19 protein-coding genes are annotated in these 20474 nt (G+C 68.9%); 14 read left to right on the forward strand and 5 right to left on the reverse strand.

Features of this window, described 5'->3' with window-relative positions; translation table 11 throughout:
• The first annotated feature begins 4 nt into the window (after positions 1-4).
• The 3 genes from AB0I35_RS19170 (at position 5) to AB0I35_RS19180 (ending at position 3997) form a co-directional block, all read left to right on the forward strand.
• Positions 5-1822 carry an EAL domain-containing protein gene (locus AB0I35_RS19170; protein ID WP_067485939.1) on the forward strand — a complete coding sequence of 606 codons (1818 nt, stop codon included), beginning with the start codon at positions 5-7 and terminating at the stop codon, positions 1820-1822.
• Positions 1823-2791: a GAF domain-containing protein gene (locus AB0I35_RS19175; RefSeq protein ID WP_357397426.1), complete on the forward strand. Its 969-nt coding sequence runs from the start codon at positions 1823-1825 to the stop codon at positions 2789-2791.
• Between the two features lie 78 nt (positions 2792-2869).
• The gene (locus AB0I35_RS19180) at positions 2870-3997 is read left to right on the forward strand and encodes a glycosyltransferase (RefSeq protein ID WP_357397428.1); all 1128 of its coding nucleotides are present in this window, start codon (positions 2870-2872) and stop codon (positions 3995-3997) included.
• 12 nt (positions 3998-4009) lie between these two features.
• Here AB0I35_RS19180 and rsmI read toward each other — a convergent pair whose 3' ends face one another.
• Positions 4010-4837: a 16S rRNA (cytidine(1402)-2'-O)-methyltransferase gene (rsmI, locus tag AB0I35_RS19185; RefSeq protein ID WP_357397429.1), complete on the reverse strand. Its 828-nt coding sequence runs from the start codon at positions 4835-4837 to the stop codon at positions 4010-4012.
• 150 nt (positions 4838-4987) lie between these two features.
• Here rsmI and AB0I35_RS19190 point away from each other — a divergent pair, with 150 nt between their 5' ends.
• Complete coding sequence (locus tag AB0I35_RS19190; protein ID WP_357397431.1) at positions 4988-6583, forward strand: phospholipid carrier-dependent glycosyltransferase; 1596 nt, start codon at positions 4988-4990, stop codon at positions 6581-6583.
• 4 nt (positions 6584-6587) lie between these two features.
• On the opposite strand, the gene AB0I35_RS19195 is transcribed toward AB0I35_RS19190, so the two are convergent.
• Both AB0I35_RS19195 and arcA read right to left on the reverse strand, forming a co-directional pair.
• Complete coding sequence (locus tag AB0I35_RS19195) at positions 6588-6944, reverse strand: GntR family transcriptional regulator (protein WP_357397432.1); 357 nt, start codon at positions 6942-6944, stop codon at positions 6588-6590.
• Entirely contained in the window at positions 6944-8179 is a 1236-nt protein-coding gene (arcA, locus tag AB0I35_RS19200) for an arginine deiminase (protein WP_357397434.1), read from the reverse strand. The genes AB0I35_RS19195 and arcA overlap by 1 nt, the downstream gene beginning before the upstream one ends.
• A 121-nt stretch (positions 8180-8300) precedes the next feature.
• Here arcA and soxR point away from each other — a divergent pair, with 121 nt between their 5' ends.
• The 3 genes from soxR (at position 8301) to AB0I35_RS19215 (ending at position 9951) form a co-directional block, all read left to right on the forward strand.
• Complete coding sequence (soxR, locus tag AB0I35_RS19205) at positions 8301-8786, forward strand: redox-sensitive transcriptional activator SoxR (protein ID WP_067485487.1); 486 nt, start codon at positions 8301-8303, stop codon at positions 8784-8786.
• 32 nt (positions 8787-8818) lie between these two features.
• Positions 8819-9571 (forward strand): isocitrate lyase/phosphoenolpyruvate mutase family protein, encoded by a 753-nt coding sequence (locus AB0I35_RS19210; protein ID WP_357397435.1) that lies wholly within the window; start codon positions 8819-8821, stop codon positions 9569-9571.
• Between the two features lie 71 nt (positions 9572-9642).
• Positions 9643-9951: a helix-turn-helix domain-containing protein gene (locus AB0I35_RS19215; RefSeq protein ID WP_357397634.1), complete on the forward strand. Its 309-nt coding sequence runs from the start codon at positions 9643-9645 to the stop codon at positions 9949-9951.
• 83 nt (positions 9952-10034) lie between these two features.
• On the opposite strand, the gene metG is transcribed toward AB0I35_RS19215, so the two are convergent.
• Positions 10035-11600: a methionine--tRNA ligase gene (gene metG / locus AB0I35_RS19220; RefSeq protein WP_357397436.1), complete on the reverse strand. Its 1566-nt coding sequence runs from the start codon at positions 11598-11600 to the stop codon at positions 10035-10037.
• 1 nt (position 11601) lies between these two features.
• On the opposite strand from metG, the gene AB0I35_RS19225 reads away from it, so the two are divergent.
• The 5 genes from AB0I35_RS19225 (at position 11602) to rsmA (ending at position 17224) form a co-directional block, all read left to right on the forward strand.
• Positions 11602-12456 carry a TatD family hydrolase gene (locus AB0I35_RS19225; RefSeq protein WP_357397437.1) on the forward strand — a complete coding sequence of 285 codons (855 nt, stop codon included), beginning with the start codon at positions 11602-11604 and terminating at the stop codon, positions 12454-12456.
• A gap of 172 nt (positions 12457-12628) precedes the next feature.
• Positions 12629-13756: a transglycosylase family protein gene (locus tag AB0I35_RS19230; protein ID WP_357397439.1), complete on the forward strand. Its 1128-nt coding sequence runs from the start codon at positions 12629-12631 to the stop codon at positions 13754-13756.
• Positions 13757-13872: 116 nt separating this feature from the next.
• Complete coding sequence (locus AB0I35_RS19235) at positions 13873-15006, forward strand: alpha/beta fold hydrolase (protein WP_357397635.1); 1134 nt, start codon at positions 13873-13875, stop codon at positions 15004-15006.
• Between the two features lie 156 nt (positions 15007-15162).
• Positions 15163-16308, forward strand: coding sequence for a lipase family protein (locus tag AB0I35_RS19240; protein WP_357397440.1), 1146 nt, complete (start codon positions 15163-15165; stop codon positions 16306-16308).
• Between the two features lie 34 nt (positions 16309-16342).
• Complete coding sequence (gene rsmA, locus AB0I35_RS19245; protein ID WP_357397442.1) at positions 16343-17224, forward strand: 16S rRNA (adenine(1518)-N(6)/adenine(1519)-N(6))-dimethyltransferase RsmA; 882 nt, start codon at positions 16343-16345, stop codon at positions 17222-17224.
• 42 nt (positions 17225-17266) lie between these two features.
• Here the strand turns inward: rsmA and AB0I35_RS19250 are convergent, their stop codons facing one another.
• Positions 17267-17473, reverse strand: coding sequence for a cation transporter (locus AB0I35_RS19250; protein WP_067485507.1), 207 nt, complete (start codon positions 17471-17473; stop codon positions 17267-17269).
• 173 nt (positions 17474-17646) lie between these two features.
• On the opposite strand from AB0I35_RS19250, the gene AB0I35_RS19255 reads away from it, so the two are divergent.
• On the forward strand, positions 17647-18573 hold the full coding sequence (locus AB0I35_RS19255) for a 4-(cytidine 5'-diphospho)-2-C-methyl-D-erythritol kinase (RefSeq protein ID WP_357397443.1): 927 nt from the start codon (positions 17647-17649) through the stop codon (positions 18571-18573).
• Between the two features lie 75 nt (positions 18574-18648).
• Entirely contained in the window at positions 18649-20433 is a 1785-nt protein-coding gene (locus AB0I35_RS19260) for an ABC-F family ATP-binding cassette domain-containing protein (RefSeq protein WP_357397444.1), read from the forward strand.
• Positions 20434-20474 lie beyond the last annotated feature (41 nt).

The raw sequence follows: 20474 nt of genomic DNA on the forward strand, positions 1-20474 counted from the left end.
GTTGATGGGTGTCGACGCCACGACCATGGTGGCGGCGAGCGAGCGGGTGCTCGCCGCACTCGTCGAACATTTCGACGTCGATTTCAGCTATCTGCGCCACACCGACCGCACCCGCCGCGCCACCGTGCTCGTCGCCGAATGGCCGCAGCGCGCGGATACCCCGGTGCCCGATCCGTTACGGGTGGTGGAGTTCGACAAAGCCGACTCGGTATTCCGCGCTCTCGAATTCGCCACCGAACCGCTGATCGTTCGACCCGGTAACGACAGCGAGGACTACCAGGAAACGATCCGCAAATCCTCCGGCATCCCGCAGGTCGCCATGGCCTGTGTGCCGCTGGTTTCGCGGGGTGAGTCCACCGGTGTGCTCGGCTTCGTGAAGATGGGCGACCGCACCTGGACCAAGCGCGAACTCAATGTTCTCAAGGCGATCGCCGCCCTGTTCGCGCAACTGCAGGCGCGCGTGGTCGCCGAGGAGAAGCTGCGCTATATCGCCCTGCACGACGATCTCACCGGGCTGGCCAACCGGCGCGCCCTGCTCGAATACATGGAACGCAGACTGGCCCCCGAAAACCCGGGCCCCGTCGCCACCTTCTTTCTGGATCTCGACCGGCTCAAGGCGCTCAACGATTTCCTCGGCCACAGCGCGGGTGACAATTTCATCCGAACTCTCGCCCGCAGACTGAAACAGAACCTCGGGCCCGACGACATGATCGCCCGCCTCGGTGGCGACGAATTCGTGATCGTGCCCGCCGAACCGATGGACGCGGTCGCCGCCGAACTCGAGGCCGCGCGCATTCAGCAACTCATCGGACGCCGGGTCTCGGTGGGCCAGGAGTCGGTGAGCCGTGGTGTGAGCGTCGGTGTGGCACTGGGTATTCCCGGCGAGACTTCGGTATCGGACGTCCTGCGTCGAGCGGATCACGCCCTCCTGTCCGCCAAATCCGGTGGGGGCAACGGCGTCGCGGTGTTCACCGACGCCATGCGCGCGCAGTTCGAACTCCAGGACGACGTGGAGCTGAACCTGCGCAGCGCGGTCTCCGACGGGTCGCTGATCCTGCACTACCAGCCCGAGGTCGACCTGCGCACCGGCCGGATCGTCGCGCTCGAGGCGCTGGTGCGCTGGCAGCATCCCACCCGTGGCCTGTTACCGCCCGGCGCGTTCGTGTCGGTGGCCGAGGCGACCAACCTGGCGGGCGAGCTCGGCCGCTGGGTGATCCGTTCGGCCTGTTCCCAATTCGCCGACTGGCGGCGGCGTGGCTTGGCGGCCAATGTCGTCATCCGGATCAATGTGTCGCCGGTGCAGCTGGTGAGCGCCGATTTCGTCGAGCGGATCGAGGACATCCTCCGCCTGTTCGAGATCGACGGCAGCTCGGTGTGCCTCGAGATCACCGAACACGTTGTCGTGCAAGACCTCGTGCGCACCCGGGTGACCCTGCGCGGGCTGAAGCGGATGGGTGTGCAGATCGCCATCGACGACTTCGGCACCGGCTACAGCTCGCTGTCACATCTGAAGGCCCTGCCGGTGGACGCGGTGAAGATCGACCGGGGTTTCGTGCAGCGCCTCGGCGACAGCAACGACGACCTGGCCATCGTGAAATCCATTATCGGCCTGGCCGGTTCGTTCGGGCTCGGCGTGGTCGGCGAGGGTGTGGAGACCCCCATGGCGGCCCGGACCCTCGTCGGTCTCGGCTGCTACCGCGCCCAGGGATTCCTGATCGCACGACCGATGCCCGCCGAGGAGGTCGAGGTTCAGCTTCGGGAGGGGCGTATTCCGCTCGATCTCGATCTCCCACGTGCCGGACGCGGCGTGGCACCCAGCTGAATGACCGCCGGCGGGTGGTTACTGGTCGAGACCCTCACCGAGGATCTCGAACCGGCTCTTGTCGCCGACGACGCGCGGATCAGGGAATGGATCTCCCCCCAACGCTGGTCACGCGCGATCGGTCCCGCGAAGGCGAAACTGTTGCGCGACGCGGTACGCGGCGGGGAATCCGCGCGGCTGGGCGACACCGTCGTTGTCGTCGAACCCGTGCGGTGCGCACTGGGCGGGACACACGGCGTCCAGGTCTGGATCGGGCCCGCCGACGCGCCCGTGCCGCCACGCCGTCACGTCGCCGCCTGGGATTGGGACGCCCGCACCGAACTCGCCCATCACGGGCCGGGCCTGGAGGAACTGATCTTCGCGCGCGAGCCCGGCGCCGTGCGGGTAGTGCGCACACCGCCCGAGGCGTTCGGACGCATGGTCCGTTTCGACGGCCGGGTCGACTATTTCGCGATGGCGAGCACCCTCGAGCCCGGTGGGCGCTGGCAGGGAGTGGTCGACGTGCTCGGCGACGACGAACAGGTCCGCCGGTTCCAGATGGTGGCGCGGGCCCGGCCGGAGCTGCGCCGGGTGAGCGGATTGATGCACGCTGTCCCCGAACTCGGCGGCGAAACGGTCGACCTCGAGGTCGCGATGCTGCGCGCGGTCTCCAAGGGAGTGGATGTCGGCGCCGGGCTGATCCTGCTCGCCAGCGGCGTCATCTATGAATGGGTGGCTGATCCACCGCCGCCGCTGGATCGCTGGGCCGTCGAACGACCGACCATCGAGCCCGCCGATCTGACCGCGTTGCGTGCCGCCTGTGCCGAGCTGGTGCACGCTCCGGACACGACGCGGCGGCTCACGCTGCGGGTGCGCTTCGCCGAGGGCGAGTGGATCCGCGCGCACGCCGAGCTGGCGACGGTCACCACGGCCGCCACCGGGCACGGATTGCTCCGGGTCCGGCCCTCCGCCGCCGGCGAACCTGGTTAAGCGGCTCTTTCACGGGTGTTCACTTGCCATTCCACGGGCAGGAGCCGCGAGTAACCCGGGCGGCTGGACCATCGGCATGTGCGCATCGTGCAGCTAGCGAATTTCTACGGCCCACGATCCGGTGGGTTGCGCACCGCGCTGCACCACCTGGGGGAAGGGTATGTGGCCGCCGGGCACGAGGTGGTGCTGATCGTGCCGGGTCCGCGCCGCAGCGAGGAAGTGCTGTCCACCGGGGCTTTGCGAATCACATTGCCCGCATTCGGCATTCCGTTCACCGGCGGGTACCGCGCGGCCGACCCGCGGGCGGTGGCCGACGTACTCGCCGGGCTGCGGCCCGATGTGCTCGAGGTGTCCGACCGGCTCACCCTGCGCGGTTTCGGACGGTGGGCCGGGCGGCGCGGCGTGACCAGTGTGATGATCTCGCACGAACGGCTCGACCGGCTGCTCGGCCAGGTGCTCCCGGGGCCCGCCGCCCGGCGTTGCGCCGACGTCGCCAACCGGCGCACCGCCGACGACTACGACATGGTCGTGTGCACCACCGATTTCGCCCGCGAGGAGTTCCTGCGGATCGGTGCCCCCAATGTCGAACTCGTCCCGCTCGGTGTCGACCTCGACCTGTTCAGCCCGCGCAGGCGCGACCGGCAGCTCCGTGCCGACCTCGGTGTGGACGGCTATCCGCTGCTCGTGCACTGCGGGCGGCTGTCGGTGGAGAAACGGGTGGACCGCAGCATCGAGGCGATCGGCGCCCTGCACCGTGCGGGCATGCCGACCCGCCTGGTCGTCGCGGGCGACGGCCCCCGCCGCGAATCCCTCGAACGCCGCGCCCGCACCCTGCCGCCCTTACCCGGCGGCGAACCAGCCGTGCACTTCACCGGTTTCATCAGCGACCGCACCGAGGTGGCGACCCTGCTCGCCACCGCCGATGTCTCCCTGGCCCCCGGCCCTCACGAAACCTTCGGTCTGGCAGCGCTCGAGGCCCTCGCCGCGGGCACCCCCGTGGTGGCCAGCCGCTCCTCGGCCCTGGCCGACATCATCACCACCGAATGCGGCGCCGTGGCCGCCGACCGCCCCCGAGCCTTCGCCCGAGCCGTCACCGACGTCCTCGCCATGCCGACCACCGACCGTCGCCAAGCCGCCCGCCATCGCGCCGAACAATTCACCTGGCCCCGTGCGGTGGCAGGCATGCTCGCGGTCCTGAACCGCTGACCGCTTTCGTCCTCACTCGGCCGAGCGGGCGGCGAGCACGGCGTCGTAGAGTTCGCGGCGGGAGGCGCCTCGGCCTGCCGATACTTCCGCGCAGGCGTCTTTGAGGCGCATGCCGCTCGCGACGAGGGTTTCGACTTCGTCGACGAGTTGGGCCGGTTCGGCCGAAACCGGTTGGGCGCCTTGGAGAACCACGGTGATCTCGCCGCGCGCGCCGTCTACCGCCCATTCGGCGAGTTCGCCGAGGGTGCCGCGGACGACCTCTTCGTAGGTTTTGGTGAGTTCGCGGCAGACGGCGGCGCGGCGGTCGGGGCCCAGGACGGTGACGGCGTCGGCGAGGCAGTCGGCGAGGCGGTGGGGTGCTTCGAAGAAGACGCACGCGCGTTGTTCGGAAGCCAAGGTGCGCAACCACTCCCGGCGCTGACCGCCTTTGCGCGGTGCGAAACCGTCGAAGCAGAAACGTTCGACCGGCAGACCCGACAGGGCGAGCGCGGTGGTGACGGCCGACGGGCCGGGCAGGCAGGTGACGGGCAGGTCGCGTTCCACGGCGGCGGCCACCAGCCGATAGCCGGGGTCGCTCACCGACGGCATGCCCGCGTCGGTCACCAGGAGCACGGTGAGCCCGCTCGCGATGTCGTCGAGCAGGGCGGGGATGCGGGCGGTCTCGACATGGTCGTAGAAGCTCACGACGCGGCCGGTGATCTCCACCCCGAGCGCCTTGGCGAGCGATTTGGTGCGTCGGGTGTCCTCGGCGGCGACCACATCGGCCGTGCCGAGCGCGTCGCGCAGACGCTGCGACGCATCGCCGATATCGCCCATCGGGGTTGCCGCTAGGACCAACACGGTGGGGTTCCGCCTCTCCGGGAGTTCGGCCGCAGGCGGTGCGTGCGGCGCGCGGTGCCAGTGGATGGCGCGACGTCCATTCTGTCAGGTGACCCGGTCCCGACCGGTGTCGGCTCGGCCCGAGTCGGTGGCACCGCCTACGATCGGGGCGTGATCCCGGTGACCGAAGCCCGTTCGACGCGCCCGGTGTCGGCCGTGGTGAGCCCGGTGCCGCTGCGACCCGCCCCCGATTTCGGGCCGCTCGACACCGCGCGTGGCTGGGCGGTCACCCTGGTGCTCACGGTGATCGCGGGCATCACCCGCTTCCTGAACCTGAACTATCCGACCGACGCGCGCACACCGGTTTTCGACGAGAAGCATTACGCCCCGCAGGCCTGGCAGATGGTCACCGGCGGCGGAGTCGAGGACAATCCCGCCTACGGCCTGGTCGTGCACCCCCCGGTCGGCAAACAGTTCATCGCCGTCAGCGAGGCCCTGTTCGGTTACAACGCCTGGGGCTGGCGCGGCACCGCCGCCCTGGCGGGCACCGTGCTGGTGCTGCTGGTGATCCGCATCGTGCGCCGGATGTCGCGCTCCACACTGATCGGCGCGTTCGCCGGCATCCTGCTCATCGCCGACGGCCTGACCTTCGTGTCCTCGCGCATCGGCATGCTCGACATCTTCATGGCGTTGCTGGTCACCGCCGCGTTCGGCTGCCTGATCGTCGATCGCGACGAGGTGCGCGAGCGAATGGCCGCCGCCGACCTGGCCGGTCGCGTCGGACTCACCGACTGGGGACCCCGGCTAGGGGTGCGCTGGTGGCGTTTCGGCGCCGGTGTGCTGCTCGGTCTGGCCTGTGGAACCAAATGGTCGGGCATCTACTTCATCATGTTCTTCGGGCTGATGAGCGTGGCGTTCGACGTGAGCGCCCGGCGCGCGTACGGGGTGCGCAAGCCGTGGGTCGGCGCGCTGGTGCGCGATGTGGGGCCCGCGCTGTACGCACTGGTCGTCATTCCGCTCGTGGTGTACCTGTCGTCGTATTGGGCGTGGTTCGCCAGCGAGACCGGGACCTACCGGCACGCGGTCGGCAATCAGATCGGCACCGGTGGGGCGTTCGCGTTCCTGCCCGACGCCCTGCGCTCGCTCTGGTACTACCAGGGCGAAACCCTGGACTTCCATTCGACTCTCACCAATTCGGCGGGCAATCACCACCCGTGGGAATCCAAGCCGTGGACCTGGCCGATGGGTCTGCGCCCGATGCTCTACTACTACGCCGACGGCACCGTCACCGGCTGCGGCGAGGCGCAGTGCGTGAAGGCCGTGATGGCCATCGGCACCCCCGCACTGTGGTGGCTCGCGCTGCCTGCGCTGGGCTGGATGATCTGGCGCAGCGTCACCCGGCGGGACTGGCGCTATGCGGCGGTGCTCGTCGGCTACGGTGCCGGTCTGCTGCCCTGGTTTCTCACCCTCGACCGGCAGATGTACTTCTTCTACGCCGTCGTGCTCGCCCCGTTCCTCGTGATGGGTGTCGCGCTGGTCCTCGGCGACATCCTCGGTTCGTCGCGGCCGGTGGGCATACCGCGCAGCCCGACGGGCACCTACCTGCCCGCCCCGGTCGACGAGCGCTACGCCCTCGGGCTGCTGATCGTCTCCATCTACCTGGGCCTGGTTGTCGCGAATTTCGTCTGGCTGTGGCCCATTCTCACCGGGATGCCGATCAGCCCCGCCACCTGGCAGGACCACCTCTGGTTACCGAGCTGGCGCTGACACCTCAGCCGAGCGCACGGTGGACGAAGTCGATGGCGTCGCTGTCGGTGAGGCCGAGCCTGCGGATGGTCGTCACGTATTCGACGGCGGCGCGGCCGGCGATATCGCGGGTCGGGTCGCCCGACGAGGCGATGAAAGAGCCCTGGCGACCACGGGTTTCGAGTACACCCTCGGCCTCGAGTTCGCGGTAGGCGCGGGCGACGGTGTTCGGTGCGATACCGAGGTCGGCGGCCAGCGCCCGCACGGTGGGGATCTTGGTGCCCGCCGTGAGCGTGCCCGCGCGGACCTGTTCGATCACCGCCATGCGCAACTGTTCGTAGGGCGGCTGGGTGGAATCGGCGGACAGCTCGACGTGGAACATCACACCTCGTCTCGGGACAGCGGGCAGGACATGCATCGGGGTCCGCCGCGCCCGGACCCCAGCTCCGAACCCTGGATGGTGAGCACCTCGATCCCCGCGTCGGTCAGGCGGGAGTTGGTCATCTCGTTGCGTTCGTAGGCCACCACGACGCCGGGGGCGAGCGCGAGCGTGTTGTTGCCGTCGTCCCACTGCTCGCGTTCGGCGGCGGGTCCGTCGCGGCCGGTGTCGATCACCCGCAGGGTCGGGATACCCATCGCGGCGGCAGCGGCGGGCAGGAACGGTTCGGGGCCGCTGATGCTGATGCGTTCGGTGTCACCACGCCCGGCGAAACCGTCCTCGCGGCGAATAGTGAACGCCTGCAAGGTCTCCCGGACACCGGGGTACATCACCACCGCATCGGTGTCGACCATCGTGCACACGGTGTCCAGGTGCATGGTCGCGCGGTTCTGGGCGATCGGTACCACCAGCACGGTGTGGGCGAGATCGTCGTCGAAAAGGCTGCGCGCCAACGCTTCCGCCCCGGCCGGGGTGGTTCGCTCGCCCACGCCCACCGCGACGACGCCGGGCGCGAGCAACAGCACATCACCGCCTTCGATAGGGGCCGTGTGCGATTCGTAGGCCCGGCGCACGCCGAGGAAACGAGGGTGGAAGGCGTAGACGAGGTCGGTGATGGAGGTTTCGCGACCGCGCGCGGGCAGGGCGAGGGAGGTGATCGCCACCTTGGGACCGACCCAGAACGACGAGTCGCGGGTGAACAGCAGGTTGGGCAGCGGGTCGATGACGAAATCGGCACCGTGATGCATCCGCCGCACCAGCGACGTGGAGTCGGGACCGAACGGCAGTTCGTCGAAAGTCATTCCGGCCATGAGGATGTCGGCCAGTTCGGGTGCCTCCACCTTGCGGAGTTCGGCGGCGAGCTGGTCGGCGAGATCGTGGCCGAGTCTGCGTGCGTCGACGGCGGCGGAGATGCCCTGGATGCGGGCGGCGCCGCTGGTCGCGAGGGTTTCGGTGAGCAGGTCGGCGAGCAGCAGCACCTCCACGCCGCGCCCGCGCAGGACGGCGGCGAAGGCGTCGTGTTCCTCCTGAGCGCGTTCCACCCAGGGGATGCCGTCGAAGAGCAGCTGATCGTTGTTGCTCGGGGTGAGCCTGCGCAGCTCATCGCCGGGCCGGTGCAGCAGCACCGTGCGCAATGTGCCGACCTCGGAGGTGACAGCCAGGCGCGAGTCCGTTCCCATGCCGAAACCGTAATGCGAGCGGAGCGCGCCTGCCAGGAAGACCCGCACCGAGTCACCCCGTTTTCGTACACCACACAAGTACCTCAAGTATGGTTGAGGTGAAAGCGGGAGGAGACAGGAAATGACGACGGCCGATTGGCAAACGAAGGAGCTGACCCCCGGGCAGCTCTCCGAGCGTAGTGGAGTTGCAGTGTCCGCGTTGCACTTCTACGAACGCGAAGGTCTCATAACGAGTCGTCGAACCAGTGGCAATCAACGCCGCTACGCACGCGAGACGCTGCGACGGGTCGCGTTCATCCGCATCTCCCAGCGCGTCGGCATCCCGCTCAGCGACATCCGCTCCGCGCTCGACCGGCTGCCCGAGGGCCGCACCCCGACCCGACGCGATTGGGAGGCCGTGTCGACCACCTGGCGTGCGGACCTCGACGAACGAATCACCCAGCTCACCCGCCTGCGCGACAATCTCACCGGTTGCATCGGCTGCGGCTGCCTGTCGCTTGGTTCGTGCAAGCTCGTCAACGAACACGACCGGCTCGGCGCGGAGGGGCCGGGCGCGCGCGTGCTCGACGTACACCTGAACTGCCCACCGAAAAGTGGCTGCGCCTAGCCACTGTCGCGTGGCTGGGGCATCATCGCGGTATGACTTCACTCGAGACCCGCGCCAAGTCCCTGCTCGCCCTGCACCGTCCCGGCGACCCGGTCGTCCTGCCGACGGTGTGGGACGCCTGGTCGGCGAATGTCGCTGTGAGTGTGGGTTTTTCGGGACTCACGATGGGCAGTCATCCGGTCGCGGACTCGATCGGGCGCCCCGACGGTGAGGGGATGAGCTTCGACGAACTGCTCGCGCGTGTCGCGCAGGTGACCGCCTCGGTGGAGGTGCCGGTGTCGGTCGACATCGAATCCGGGTACGGCCTCGAACCGTTGCAGCTCATCGACGGCCTGCTCGCGGCGGGTGCGGTCGGCCTCAACATCGAGGACACCGTGCACAGTGAGGGCAAGCGGCTGCGCGAGGCCCAGGAGCACGCCGACCTGGTGCGCGGCCTGCGCGAGGCCGCCGACGCCACCGGCGTGCACGTGGTCGTCAATGCCCGCACCGACCTGTTCCTGCGTCAGGACGGCGAGGAAGCCGACCGCGTCGACCGCGCCGTCGCCCGCCTGACCCTCGCCGCCGAAGCGGGCGCCGATGTGCTCTACCCCGTCGGCCGCCACAGCGACGAAACCCTGCGCCGCCTGACCAGCGAACTGCCGCGCCCGGTCAACGCGATCGGCCAGCCCGGCACTCCCGCCAAGTCCTATTTCGCCGACCTCGGGGTAGCCCGGATCAGCTTCGGACCCTTCCTCCAGGCGGCGCTCGCGACTGAAGCGACCCGCCTGCTCGAGACCTGGAAGTAGGTTGCGAATTCTTCGAATCACCGTCAGAACAGATTCCGCTGCCCGCCGAGGTGTACGAGGTCTTGGGTAAAGTGGTCGGCGCCATGCGGAAACGCCGGGCCGTCACCATCGCGCCGGTAGAGCAGCGCCTGACCACTCAGCAGGCCGCGGATCTGCTCGGGATCAGCCGCCCGACGCTGATCAAGTTGCTGGAAGCGGGAAAGCTGCCTTGCGACAAGCCGTCCGGCAGGCGACACCGGCGACTGCTGCTCAGCGATGTGCTCGAGTACCAGCAAGGGCGAGCCGAACGCAGCGGTGTGCTCGACCAGTTGGTCAGCGACGCCGAGGACGACGGCCTCTACCATCCGCCTCCGGAGGACTATCAAGCACTTGGGCGCTAGACCTCGCGAACGCTCCTCGATTCGTCCGCGAGATCCGCTCGATCCTCGACGAGGGCATCTGACGTTCTGCCCTCAGGTTTCATCTACTCCTTCGGCTCCACGTACCGGGGGAACACCGGTTCCGGGGCCGGGAGGTCGGTGCCGGGGACGAGGGGGGTGGGGATGTCGGCGAAGGTGCGGGCCTCTTGGCCGAGGAGGTCGAGGATCTTCGCGGCGGAGCCGGGCATCACCGGCTGGACCAGGATCGCGACGATGCGGACCACCTCGAGGGTGACGTAGAGGACCGTCGCCATGCGGGCCAGGTCTTCCTCGGTGCCCGACTTGCGCAGCGCCCAGGGGGCATTGGCGGAGAAGTAGCGGTTGGTCTCGCCGAGGGTGAGCCAGACGGCTTCCAGGGCCAGGTGCATCTGCTGGGCGTCGAATTCGGTGCGGCACTTGTCGAGCAGGCCCGCCGCGCGGTCGAGCAGGGCGCGGTCCTCGGCGGTGAATTCGCCCGGCGTGGGGACCTTGGCGTCGCAGTTCTTGTTGACCATGGTCAGGCTGCGCTGCACCAGGTTGCCGAATTCGTTGGCCAGGTCGCTGTTGATGCGGCCCGCGATGGCCTCGTTGCTGTAGCTGCCGTCCTGGCCGTAGGAGATCTCGCGCAGCAGGAAGAAGCGCACCTGGTCGAGACCGTAGGTGGCGACCAGTTCGAGCGGGTCGACGATATTGCCTGTCGACTTCGACATCTTCTCGCCCTTGTTGTACAGGAACCCGTGCACGAACACGCGTTCCGGCAGTTCGATGCCCGCCGACATCAGGAACGCGGGCCAGTACACCGTGTGGAAGCGGGTGATGTCCTTGCCGATGATGTGCACGTTCGCCGGCCAGAACTTGCGGAACCGCTCGGACTCGGTATCCGGGAAGCCGACACCGGTCAGGTAATTGGTGAGCGCGTCGACCCACACGTACATCACGTGATCGGGATGACCGGGCACCGGAACACCCCAGTCGAAGGTGGTGCGCGAGATCGACAGATCCTTCAGCCCGGCCTTGACGTAGCTCACGATCTCGTTGCGCCGGGTGGCCGGGGCGATGAATTCGGGGCGCGTCTCGTAGAGCTCGAGCAGTTTGTCCTGGTACTGCGAGAGCTTGAAGAAGTAGTTCGACTCCTCGGTCCAGGTCACCGGGGTCTGCGTCTCGGTGGACACGCGGGTGCCGTCGTCGAGGAGGGTGGTCTCCTCCTCGGTGTAGAACGCCTCGTCGCGCACCGAGTACCAGCCGGAGTAGTTGTCGAGGTAGATGTCGCCGTTGGCGAGCATGCGCTCCCAGATGGCGACGCTCGCGGCCTTGTGGTCCTCGTCGGTGGTGCGGATGAAGCGGTCGAAGGAGACGTCGAGGGCCTTGTCCATGGCCTCGAACACGTCGGAGTTGCGTGCGGCGAGTTCCTGTACCGGAACGCCTTCGGCGGTGGCGGTCTGCTGCATCTTCTGGCCGTGCACGTCGGTGCCGGTCATGAAGAACACGTCGTAGCCGTCGAGACGCTTGAAGCGGGCAAGCGCGTCGGTGGAGATGTACTCGTACGCGTGCCCCATATGCGGTGCACCGTTCGGGTAGGCGATGGCCGTGGTGATGTAGAAGGCCGGCTGCTGCTCGCTTCGCTCGCTCATGATGGCAACTACTGTAATCCGCGTGGCAAACCAGAATCGTCCGGCTCCGCCTCCTCCGGCACCGCTCGCGCCGCTGATCGACGCGCACACCCACCTCGACGCCTGCGGTGCGACCGATGCCGCCTCGACCACCGCGATCGTCGACCGGGCCGCCGCCGTCGGTGTGGGCCATGTGGTGACGGTCGCCGACGACCTCGCCGCCGCGCAGTGGGCGGTCCGGGCCGCGCACTGGGACCCGCGCGTGTACGCGGCCGTCGCGCTGCACCCCACCCGCGCCAACGCCCTCGACGACAAGGCTATGGCCGAGTTGGAGAACCTCGCCACCGATCCCCGCGTCGTCGCGATCGGTGAGACCGGCCTCGACTACTACTGGCCGGGCAAACTCGACGGCTGCGCCGACATCGAGACCCAGATCGAGGGCTTCCGCTGGCACATCGACCTGGCCAAGCGGGTGCGCAAGCCGCTGATGATCCACAACCGCGAGGCCGACCACGACCTGCTCACGGTGCTGCTCGACGAAGGCGCCCCCGACACCGTGATCTTCCACTGCTTCTCCTCGGACGCGAACATGGCGCAGGCGTGTGTGGCCGAGGGGTATGTGCTCAGTTTCTCGGGCACGGTGAGTTTCAAGAACGCGCACGAATTGCGTGAGGCGGCCGCGCTGGTGCCCGACGATCAGATCCTGGTCGAAACCGACGCGCCGTATCTGACGCCGCATCCGTATCGCGGGGCGCCGAACGAGTCGTACTGCCTGCCGTACACGGTGCGCGCGCTGGCCGAGATCCGCGAACAGGACCCGGTCGAATTGGCGGAGACCACCACGGCCAACGCCCGAAGGCTCTATCGCATCCGCTGAGTCCGTTCACCCTGTTGTCAGGGGGCTGGACGATAAACGTGTTTCGGCTCACATTTCCGTGTCGAAGCCGTTATCTACCTGCGATGTCTATATCGAATCGTGATGTGTGGTCCCGCTGATCGGGCGGCACCCTGTTGTCCCATGTCGACATGCTCGTTATCGTTCCGTAACCATGTCGGCTTTCGCACGGATCAACTCGTCCCGCTCGCCGCTGCTGTACGCGGCGGCGGCGGCCCTGTTGCTGGTGTTGCTCGTCGGCGCCTCGATGGCCATCGTCAACCACAAGACCGTGGCGATCGTGGTTGACGGAGAACGCGTCGAGCTCACCACGATGTCGCGCGATGTGCGCGCGATCCTCGACGACGCGGGTTACGAACTCACCGAACACGACGACGTCCGACCGGCGGCGGGCACGAAGGTGTCCGACGGCGCGACCATCACCCTCAACCGCGGCCGTGAGATCACGGTGATCGTCGACGGCGCCGAACGCAAGGTGTGGACCACCGGCATCACCGCCGGTGAGGCGCTCGCGCAGATGCAGATCCCGGCCGACACCCACGTGGTGCCCACCCGCACCGAGAAGCTGCCGCTGGCCGGTGCCGCGCTGAGCGTGTACACCCCGCGCACCGTCACCGTCGTCGACGGTGGTGGCGAACCGGTCGACGTGCGCCTGGCCGCCCCGACCGTCGGCGATTTCCTCACCGCCGCGGGCATCCCGCTCAAAGACCAGGACTTCGCCGAGCCCGCCGCGAGCACCCCGCTCACCGGCGATATGAAGGTCACCGTCACCCGTCAGCGCATCGAGGAGCGCACCGAGACCCTGCCGCTGGAACCCACCGAGCAGGTGATCGAGGACGTCACGATGAACATGAGCCGCACCGTCGTGGAGAACCCCGGTGCGCCCGGTCTGCACGAGGCGACCTTCGCGGTGACCATGATCAACGGTGTGGAAGCCCATCGCGTGCAGACCAATTCGAAGGTCATCACCCCCGCCCAGCCCAAGACCATCCGTAAGGGCGCCAAGCCGGGCACCGAGGTGCCGCCGGTTCGCGACGGCGACATCTGGGATGCGCTGGCCAAGTGCGAGTCGACCGGCAACTGGTCGATCAACACCGGCAACGGCTACTACGGCGGCATCCAGTTCGACCAGAGCACCTGGGAACGCCAGGGCGGCCTCAAGTACGCACCCCGCGCCGACCTGGCCACCCGCGAGGAACAGATCGCCATCGCCGAAGTGACCCGCGCCCGCCAGGGCTGGGGCGCCTGGCCCGCCTGCACCGGCCGCCTCGGCCTCAGCTGATCAGGTAAGTCGCTGTCACGGCGGGGGATTGCCGTGGGGTAGCGTGCTCTCGTTTCGCCGGGTCTGCTGTGCTCGTGCGGTGGGGTCGGCTTCGGACGAGTCGACGGGTGGTTGAGATGCGCGGTGATTCGGCGTTGCGATGCGCGGCTGCGGCGGTGGCTGTTGCGGTGGGACTCGGAATCTGTGCGCCGGGTGCGCGCGCGGAGTCGCCCGGGGAAGTGCTCGCGGTGATGCCCGCGGTGCTGCGCGGGCTGGACGCCGAGATCATCGACTACTCGACCAGGGGAGTCGGCGGGGCGACCCAGCCGGCCAGCGGCGTGCTGTATCTGCCCGACGGCGCCGCGCCCGAGGGTGGCTGGCCGATCGTCGCCTACGACCACGGCACCACCGGGCTCGGTTCCGGTTGCGGTGGGCAATCGGATCCGGCGGGGGCGCCGTGGCCGGAATCGCAAGTGGGGCAAGACCAATTCATTCGGCACGTGGTGTCGCGTGGGTTCGCGGTGGTTGCGCCGGATTATCTGGGACTCGGGCGGTTCGACACCGGGCCGCATCCGTACCTCGACATCGATACCGAGGCGACCGCCACGCTCGATCTGCTGCGCGCCGCCCGGTCGGTGCATCCGGAACTCTCGCCGGTGTGGCTGGCATCGGGGATGTCGCAGGGTGGGCATGCCGCGCTCGCCACCGCCCACCGGCAGGCGAGCTACGCACCGGAGCTGGATTTCCGTGGCACCATCGCCGTCGATCCGGCCTCGGATGTGGAGAAGGTCGCCCCGCTGCTCGGCCCGGGTAACCCGGACCGCGTGAGCGGCGGCACCCTCGGCTTCTCGGCGAGCATTCTCGCCGGCTTGCGTGCCGCCCGGCCGGAGGCGCAGGTCGACAGCTACCTCAGCCCGCTCGGTCGGCAGGTGCTCGACGAGATCGGCACACTGTGCCAGGACGCCATCGACGACCGCGTCGCCGATCTCTATCTCGGCGACTTGCTCTCGCGCTCGCTCGGCGAGGAACCGCTGCGCTCGGTGATGACCGATTACATGGCCGTGCCGACCAGCGGTTACGACGCGCCGATCCTGCTGCTGGTGAACGCCACCGACCGGACGGTGCCGTCCCCGCTGCACGCGGCGCTCGCGGCGCAATTCGCCGCCGGTGGAGTCGCGTTCGAGACGGTGGTCGGCGCCGGCAGCCACACGCAGCTGAATCCGGCGATGTGGACCGCGATCGACGCGTTTCTCCAGCGTGCCACCGAATAGCTGAAAGACTCACAACCTTCTGGACATGATGTGTTACTCCAGGTGTTAGGCATTATCGGCGCGATTGCTGACAAGTCGCGGATACCTGTCGGGTGATCTACCTACTGTACGTTTGTCCAGTACTCCGCCGATCGGTCCGAAAGGTAGTTCCCGAAGATGCCGAAGACTCTGAGCCGCGCTGCGATCGCAGCCGCTGTCACCGCAGCCGCCCTGGTGGCCGCCACGTACGCACCCGCGGGCGCGGATCCCGGTGAGGTGATCGCCACCGAGACCAGGCCGTCGGGCTGGCACGGCATGGCAAACGGCGGCTCGGTCGTGGAGTACACGACGCTGGATTCGGCAGGTGTGGAGCGCCCCGCCAGCGGCGCGCTGTTCCTGCCCAGCGGTGACGCGCCCGCTACCGGCTGGCCGATCGTGGCCTACGACCACGGCACCTCCGGTTCCGGCGTGAGCTGCGGTGGCCAGGCCGACCCGGATCTCGCGCCGATACCGGCGAACCGCGCGGCCGAGGACCGGCTGATCAAGCGGTTTGTCGACCAGGGCTTCGCCGTCGTCGCCCCCGACTATCTCGGCCTTGGCCGCTTCGACACCGGTCCGCACCCGTACCTCGAGGTGCGCACCGAGGCGACCGCCACCATCGACCTGATCCGTGCCGCCCGCGCCGCCGACCCTGCACTGTCCCGGACGTGGAGTGTCGTCGGCACCTCGCAGGGCGGGCACGCGGCCCTGAGTTCGGCGCACGTGCAGGCCTCCTACGCCCCCGAACTCGACTTCCGTGGCACCGTAGCCATCGACGCAGCCTCCGATGTCGAGAAGGTGCTGCCGTTCATCGGCCCGCAGGTGTCGGGCCCCGCGGGCAGCACGATCTTCCTGGTGAGCATCCTCGCCGGGCTGCGCGGCGCCCACCCGGAACTCGACGTGGACTCCTACCTCACTCCGCGCGGCAAGGAGCTCGTCGACGCGGGCGCCACCCAGTGCATCGACGAGATCGTCGCCGCGACCAAGGGCATCACGGCCACCGACATGCTCGCCCGCCCGCTCGAGCCGCTGCGCGGGCCGCTCGCGGCCTACATGGCCCTGCCGACCAGTGGCTACGACGCCCCGATCCTGCTGACGATGAACGTCACCGACACCATCGTCCCGTCGCCGTTGCACGCCGCGCTGGTCGCCCAGTTCGCCGCCAACGGTGTCGACTACGAGGTGCTCCCCGGTACCGGCCCGCACGGCTCGGTCACACCGGCCCAGCTCGATGCCATCGACGCCTTCCTCGCCCGTGTCAACGCCGCCCCGCCACAGCGCTGAGCTGCCCGACCGGCGAGGTTGGTAAGTTCTAGCAGTGCCCGAACCCGATAATTCCGCTCGTGGTCCCGCCGCGCTGCTCGGCCCCGCCGAGGTGCGTACGCTGGCCGAACGCTTCGGCGTGCGACCGACCAAACAGCTCGGGCAGAACTTCGTCCACGACGCGAACACGGTGCGGCGCATCGTGTCCGCGGCGGGTGTCGGACGCGGCGACACGGTGCTCGAGGTGGGCCCCGGTCTCGGCTCGCTGACGCTTGCCCTGCTCGATGTGGTCGACCAGGTGGTCGCCGTGGAGATCGACCCGGTGCTCGCGAACTACCTGCCCGAAACCGTCACCGATCGCGCTCCCGGCCTGGTCGCGAACCTGCGGGTGGTCGAGGCCGACGCGCTGCGTGTGCGCGCCGACCAGCTGCCCGCCGAACCGACCGCGCTGGTGGCGAACCTGCCGTACAACGTGGCCGTGCCGGTGCTGCTGCACCTGCTCGCCGAGTTGCCGAGCATCAAGGTTTCGCTGGTGATGGTGCAGGCCGAGGTGGCCGACCGGCTCGCCGCCGAACCGGGCAACCGGGTGTACGGGGTGCCGAGCGTCAAGGCGGGTTTCTTCGGCAAGGTCCGGCGCGCCGGTCATGTGGGTACGCAGGTGTTCTGGCCGGTGCCGCGGGTGGAATCGGGCCTGGTCCGCATCGATCGGTATGCCGAGCCGCCGTGGCCGATGGACGACGCGCATCGCAGGCGGGTGTTCGAGGTGATCGACTCGGCCTTCGCTCAGCGGCGAAAGACCTTGCGGGCGGCGCTGTCCGGCTGGGCGGGTTCGCCCGCCGAGGCCGAGCGCAGGCTGGTCGCCGCGGGTATCGATCCGACGGCGCGTGGCGAGACTCTCGAGACCGCCGCGTTCGTGAAACTGGCTGCTCAGGGCTGAGCCCTTGTGGCCCGCACCCCGTCGGTGCGGGCCACAGCAGGATCAGCGGGCGAGTTCGTAGCCCGCCTCGTCGACAGCGGCGGCCACCTCGGCCTCGGACACCTCGTTCGCGCTGTCGACGCGCACGAGCCCGCTGGCCAGGTCGACGTCGACGCTGGTGACGCCGTCGATCTTGCCGATCTCCTGCTTGACCGAGCTCACGCAGTGTCCGCAGGTCATCCCCGTGACGGTGTAAGTGGTGGTGGCCATGGCCGACTCCTTCGCTCGAATATACGGTCCCGGGGTATGCCCCCGACACGAACGAACATACCCCCCAAGGGTACTGGGCGCAAGCCCTCGGTTCGTCCATCGCGGATACCCACCGACCGGTCGGCCGTTTCGGCACACATACTCGTCGGTACTACCGGTTACGCTTGGTGATCGTGCTGTCAGTTGTGCCCAGCCCGGTCGTCGTGCGCGCTCCTTCGAAGGTGAATCTGCATCTCGGAGTCGGTGATCTGCGCGCCGACGGGTATCACGACCTGACCACGGTCTTCCAGGCCTTATCCCTGTCCGACGACCTACGGTTGGCCCCCGCCGCCTCGCTCACCGTCCGGGTGACGGGCGAGGGTGCGGCACAGGTCCCCACCGACCGGACCAACCTCGTCTGGCAGGCCGCCGTCGCGCTGGCCCACCTGGCCGGGCGCGCGCCACTGGTGGAGATCGCCATCGCCAAAGGCATCCCGGTGGCCGGTGGCATGGCAGGCGGCAGCGCCGACGCGGCCGCCGCGCTCGTCGGGCTCAACGAGCTGTGGGACCTCGGCCTCGGCCGCGACGAACTGGCCTCGGTCGCCGCCGAACTCGGCAGCGACGTGCCGTTCGCCCTGCACGGTGGCACCGCACTGGGCACCGGCCGCGGTGAACAGCTGCTGCCGGTGCTGTCGCGCAACACCTTTCACTGGGTACTCGCCCTCGCCAAGGACGGGCTGTCCACCCCGTCGGTCTTCCGTGAACTCGACCGTCTGCGCGCGGAAGGCGACCCCCCACGCCTCGGCGACCCGCAGAAACTGCTGCAGGCCCTGGCCGCAGGCGACCCACACGCCCTCGCCCCGCTACTCGGCAACGACCTGCAGGCAGCCGCCCTCTCCCTGAAACCGGAACTGCGCCGCACCTTGCGCGCCGGGATCGGAGCCGGTGCGCTGGCCGGGCTGGTGTCAGGGTCCGGGCCGACCTGCGCGTTCCTGTGCGAGACGGAGGAAGCGGCCATCGCGGTGGCCGCCGAGCTGGCCGGTGCGGGGGTGTGCCGCAGCGTGCGCACGGCGAGTGGTCCGGTACCGGGCGCGCGGGTGCTCGACCACGAGGCGCACTGAACGCGGCGGGCCATGAGTGGGTGAGTAGGCTCGGCCCAGCCGGATAGTCACGCGGAAGGCGGGCGAAGAACACCTATGTCCAACCTGATCAACCTCGAACAAGTCTCCAAGAGCTTCGGCATCAAGCCGCTGTTGGACGACGTCTCCCTCGGCATCCACGCCGGGGAACGAATCGGGGTGGTCGGTCTCAACGGTGGCGGGAAGACCACGCTGCTCGAGGTGCTGACGGGTCTCGAACCGCCCGACAGCGGCCGGGTGAGCCGGGTCGGTGGGCTGCGGATGGCCGTGGTCACCCAGCGCGGTGTGCTGCCCGAGGGGGCGACGATCGGGTCGGTCGTGCTCGCGGGGCTGTCCGACGACCTGTCGACCGTCGACATCGCCGAACACGAGTGGGCCGCCGACGCGCGCATCCGCACGGTGCTCGAGGGCATCGGCATCGCCGACCTCGGCCTCGACACCCCGGTGACCAACCTGTCCGGTGGCGAACGCCGCCGCGTCGCGCTGGCCGCCGCCCTCGTGCGCGACCTCGACCTGCTGGTGCTCGACGAGCCGACCAACCACCTCGACATCGAGGGTGTGCAGTGGCTGGCCCAGCACCTGATCGCCCGTCGTACCGCGCTGGTGGTCGTCACCCACGATCGCTGGTTCCTCGACACCGTCGCCACCCGCACCTGGGAGGTCGTCGGCGGCAAGGTGGAGACCTACGAGGGCGGCTACGGCGACTGGATCTACGCCCGCGCCGAACGCGCCCGCCAGGCCGACGCCTCCGAGGCGCGCCGCGCCAACCTGGCCCGCAAGGAACTGGCCTGGCTGCGCCGGGGTGCCAAGGCGCGCACCTCCAAGCCGCGCTACCGCGTCGAGGCCGCCGAGGCGCTGATCGCCGATGTGCCGCCGCCGCGCGACTCCGTCTCGCTGGCCGCCTTCGCCCGCAAACGCCTCGGACGCGTGGTGATCGAGCTCGAAGACGCCACCCTCACCACCCCCGACGGCCGCGAGCTGGTCAGTGACCTCACCTGGCGGCTCGCACCCGGCGAACGGGTCGGTCTCGTCGGTGTGAACGGTTCGGGCAAGACGACGCTGCTGCGCGCCCTGGCCGGCGACGCGGAACCGGCCGCGGGCAAGCGGATCCAGGGTCAGACCGTGCAGATCGGCTGGCTGCGTCAGGAACTCGACGACCTGCCGACCGATATGCGTGTGCTGGAGGCCGTGCAGCAGATCGCGCAGCGAATCATGCTGGGCGACAAGGAGATCTCGGCCGGGCAGCTCGCCGAGCGGCTGGGGTTCACGCCCGCCCGGCAGCGCACCCCGGTCGGTGACCTCTCCGGTGGTGAACGCCGCCGCCTGCAGCTCACCCGCATCCTGATGGCCGAACCGAACGTGCTGCTGCTCGACGAGCCGACCAACGACCTCGATATCGACACCCTGCAGCAGCTCGAAGACCTGCTCGACAACTGGGCGGGCACCCTCGTGGTCATCAGTCACGACCGCTACCTGGTCGAACGCATCTGTGACTCCACTTGGGCCCTGTTCGGCGACGGCAAACTCACCAATCTGCCCGGCGGTATCGACCAGTACCTCACGCGCCGCGCCGCGCAGACCGACGCCGCCAAGCCGATCAACACCAAGTCGACCGCCACGTCGACGGATTCGGCCGACCGCCGTGCCGCGCGCAAGGAACTCTCGCGTCTGGAACGTTCCATCGGCAAGCTCGACGAGCGCGAGCAGAAACTCCACGCCGCTCTCGCCGACGCCGCCACCGACCCGGACAAACTCGTCAAGCTCAACACCGAGCTCAAAGAGGTCGTCGCGGAGAAGGAAGCGGCGGAAGAGCGTTGGCTCGAGCTCGCCGAAGACCACTGATTTCGCGAGAACATGGGTAACTCACCGGGTACGGGCTAACC

The organism is Nocardia sp. NPDC050378, assembly GCF_040655675.1.
GTDB classification, from domain to species: Bacteria; Actinomycetota; Actinomycetes; order Mycobacteriales; family Mycobacteriaceae; genus Nocardia; species Nocardia coubleae.

Bases quoted from the DNA above. Each gene is read 5' to 3' on its own strand.
- AB0I35_RS19170 (WP_067485939.1), top strand. From the start codon at position 5: ATGGGTGTCGACGCCACGACCATGGTGGCGGCGAGCGAGCGGGTGCTC.
- AB0I35_RS19175 (WP_357397426.1), top strand. From the start codon at position 1,823: ATGACCGCCGGCGGGTGGTTACTGGTCGAGACCCTCACCGAGGATCTC.
- AB0I35_RS19195 (WP_357397432.1), bottom strand. From the start codon at position 6,944: ATGTTCCACGTCGAGCTGTCCGCCGATTCCACCCAGCCGCCCTACGAA.
- arcA (WP_357397434.1), bottom strand. From the start codon at position 8,179: ATGGGAACGGACTCGCGCCTGGCTGTCACCTCCGAGGTCGGCACATTG.
- soxR (WP_067485487.1), top strand. From the start codon at position 8,301: ATGACGACGGCCGATTGGCAAACGAAGGAGCTGACCCCCGGGCAGCTC.
- AB0I35_RS19210 (WP_357397435.1), top strand. From the start codon at position 8,819: ATGACTTCACTCGAGACCCGCGCCAAGTCCCTGCTCGCCCTGCACCGT.
- metG (WP_357397436.1), bottom strand. From the start codon at position 11,600: ATGAGCGAGCGAAGCGAGCAGCAGCCGGCCTTCTACATCACCACGGCC.
- AB0I35_RS19225 (WP_357397437.1), top strand. From the start codon at position 11,602: ATGGCAACTACTGTAATCCGCGTGGCAAACCAGAATCGTCCGGCTCCG.
- AB0I35_RS19230 (WP_357397439.1), top strand. From the start codon at position 12,629: ATGTCGGCTTTCGCACGGATCAACTCGTCCCGCTCGCCGCTGCTGTAC.
- AB0I35_RS19235 (WP_357397635.1), top strand. From the start codon at position 13,873: ATGCGCGGTGATTCGGCGTTGCGATGCGCGGCTGCGGCGGTGGCTGTT.
- AB0I35_RS19240 (WP_357397440.1), top strand. From the start codon at position 15,163: ATGCCGAAGACTCTGAGCCGCGCTGCGATCGCAGCCGCTGTCACCGCA.
- AB0I35_RS19250 (WP_067485507.1), bottom strand. From the start codon at position 17,473: ATGGCCACCACCACTTACACCGTCACGGGGATGACCTGCGGACACTGC.
- AB0I35_RS19260 (WP_357397444.1), top strand. From the start codon at position 18,649: ATGTCCAACCTGATCAACCTCGAACAAGTCTCCAAGAGCTTCGGCATC.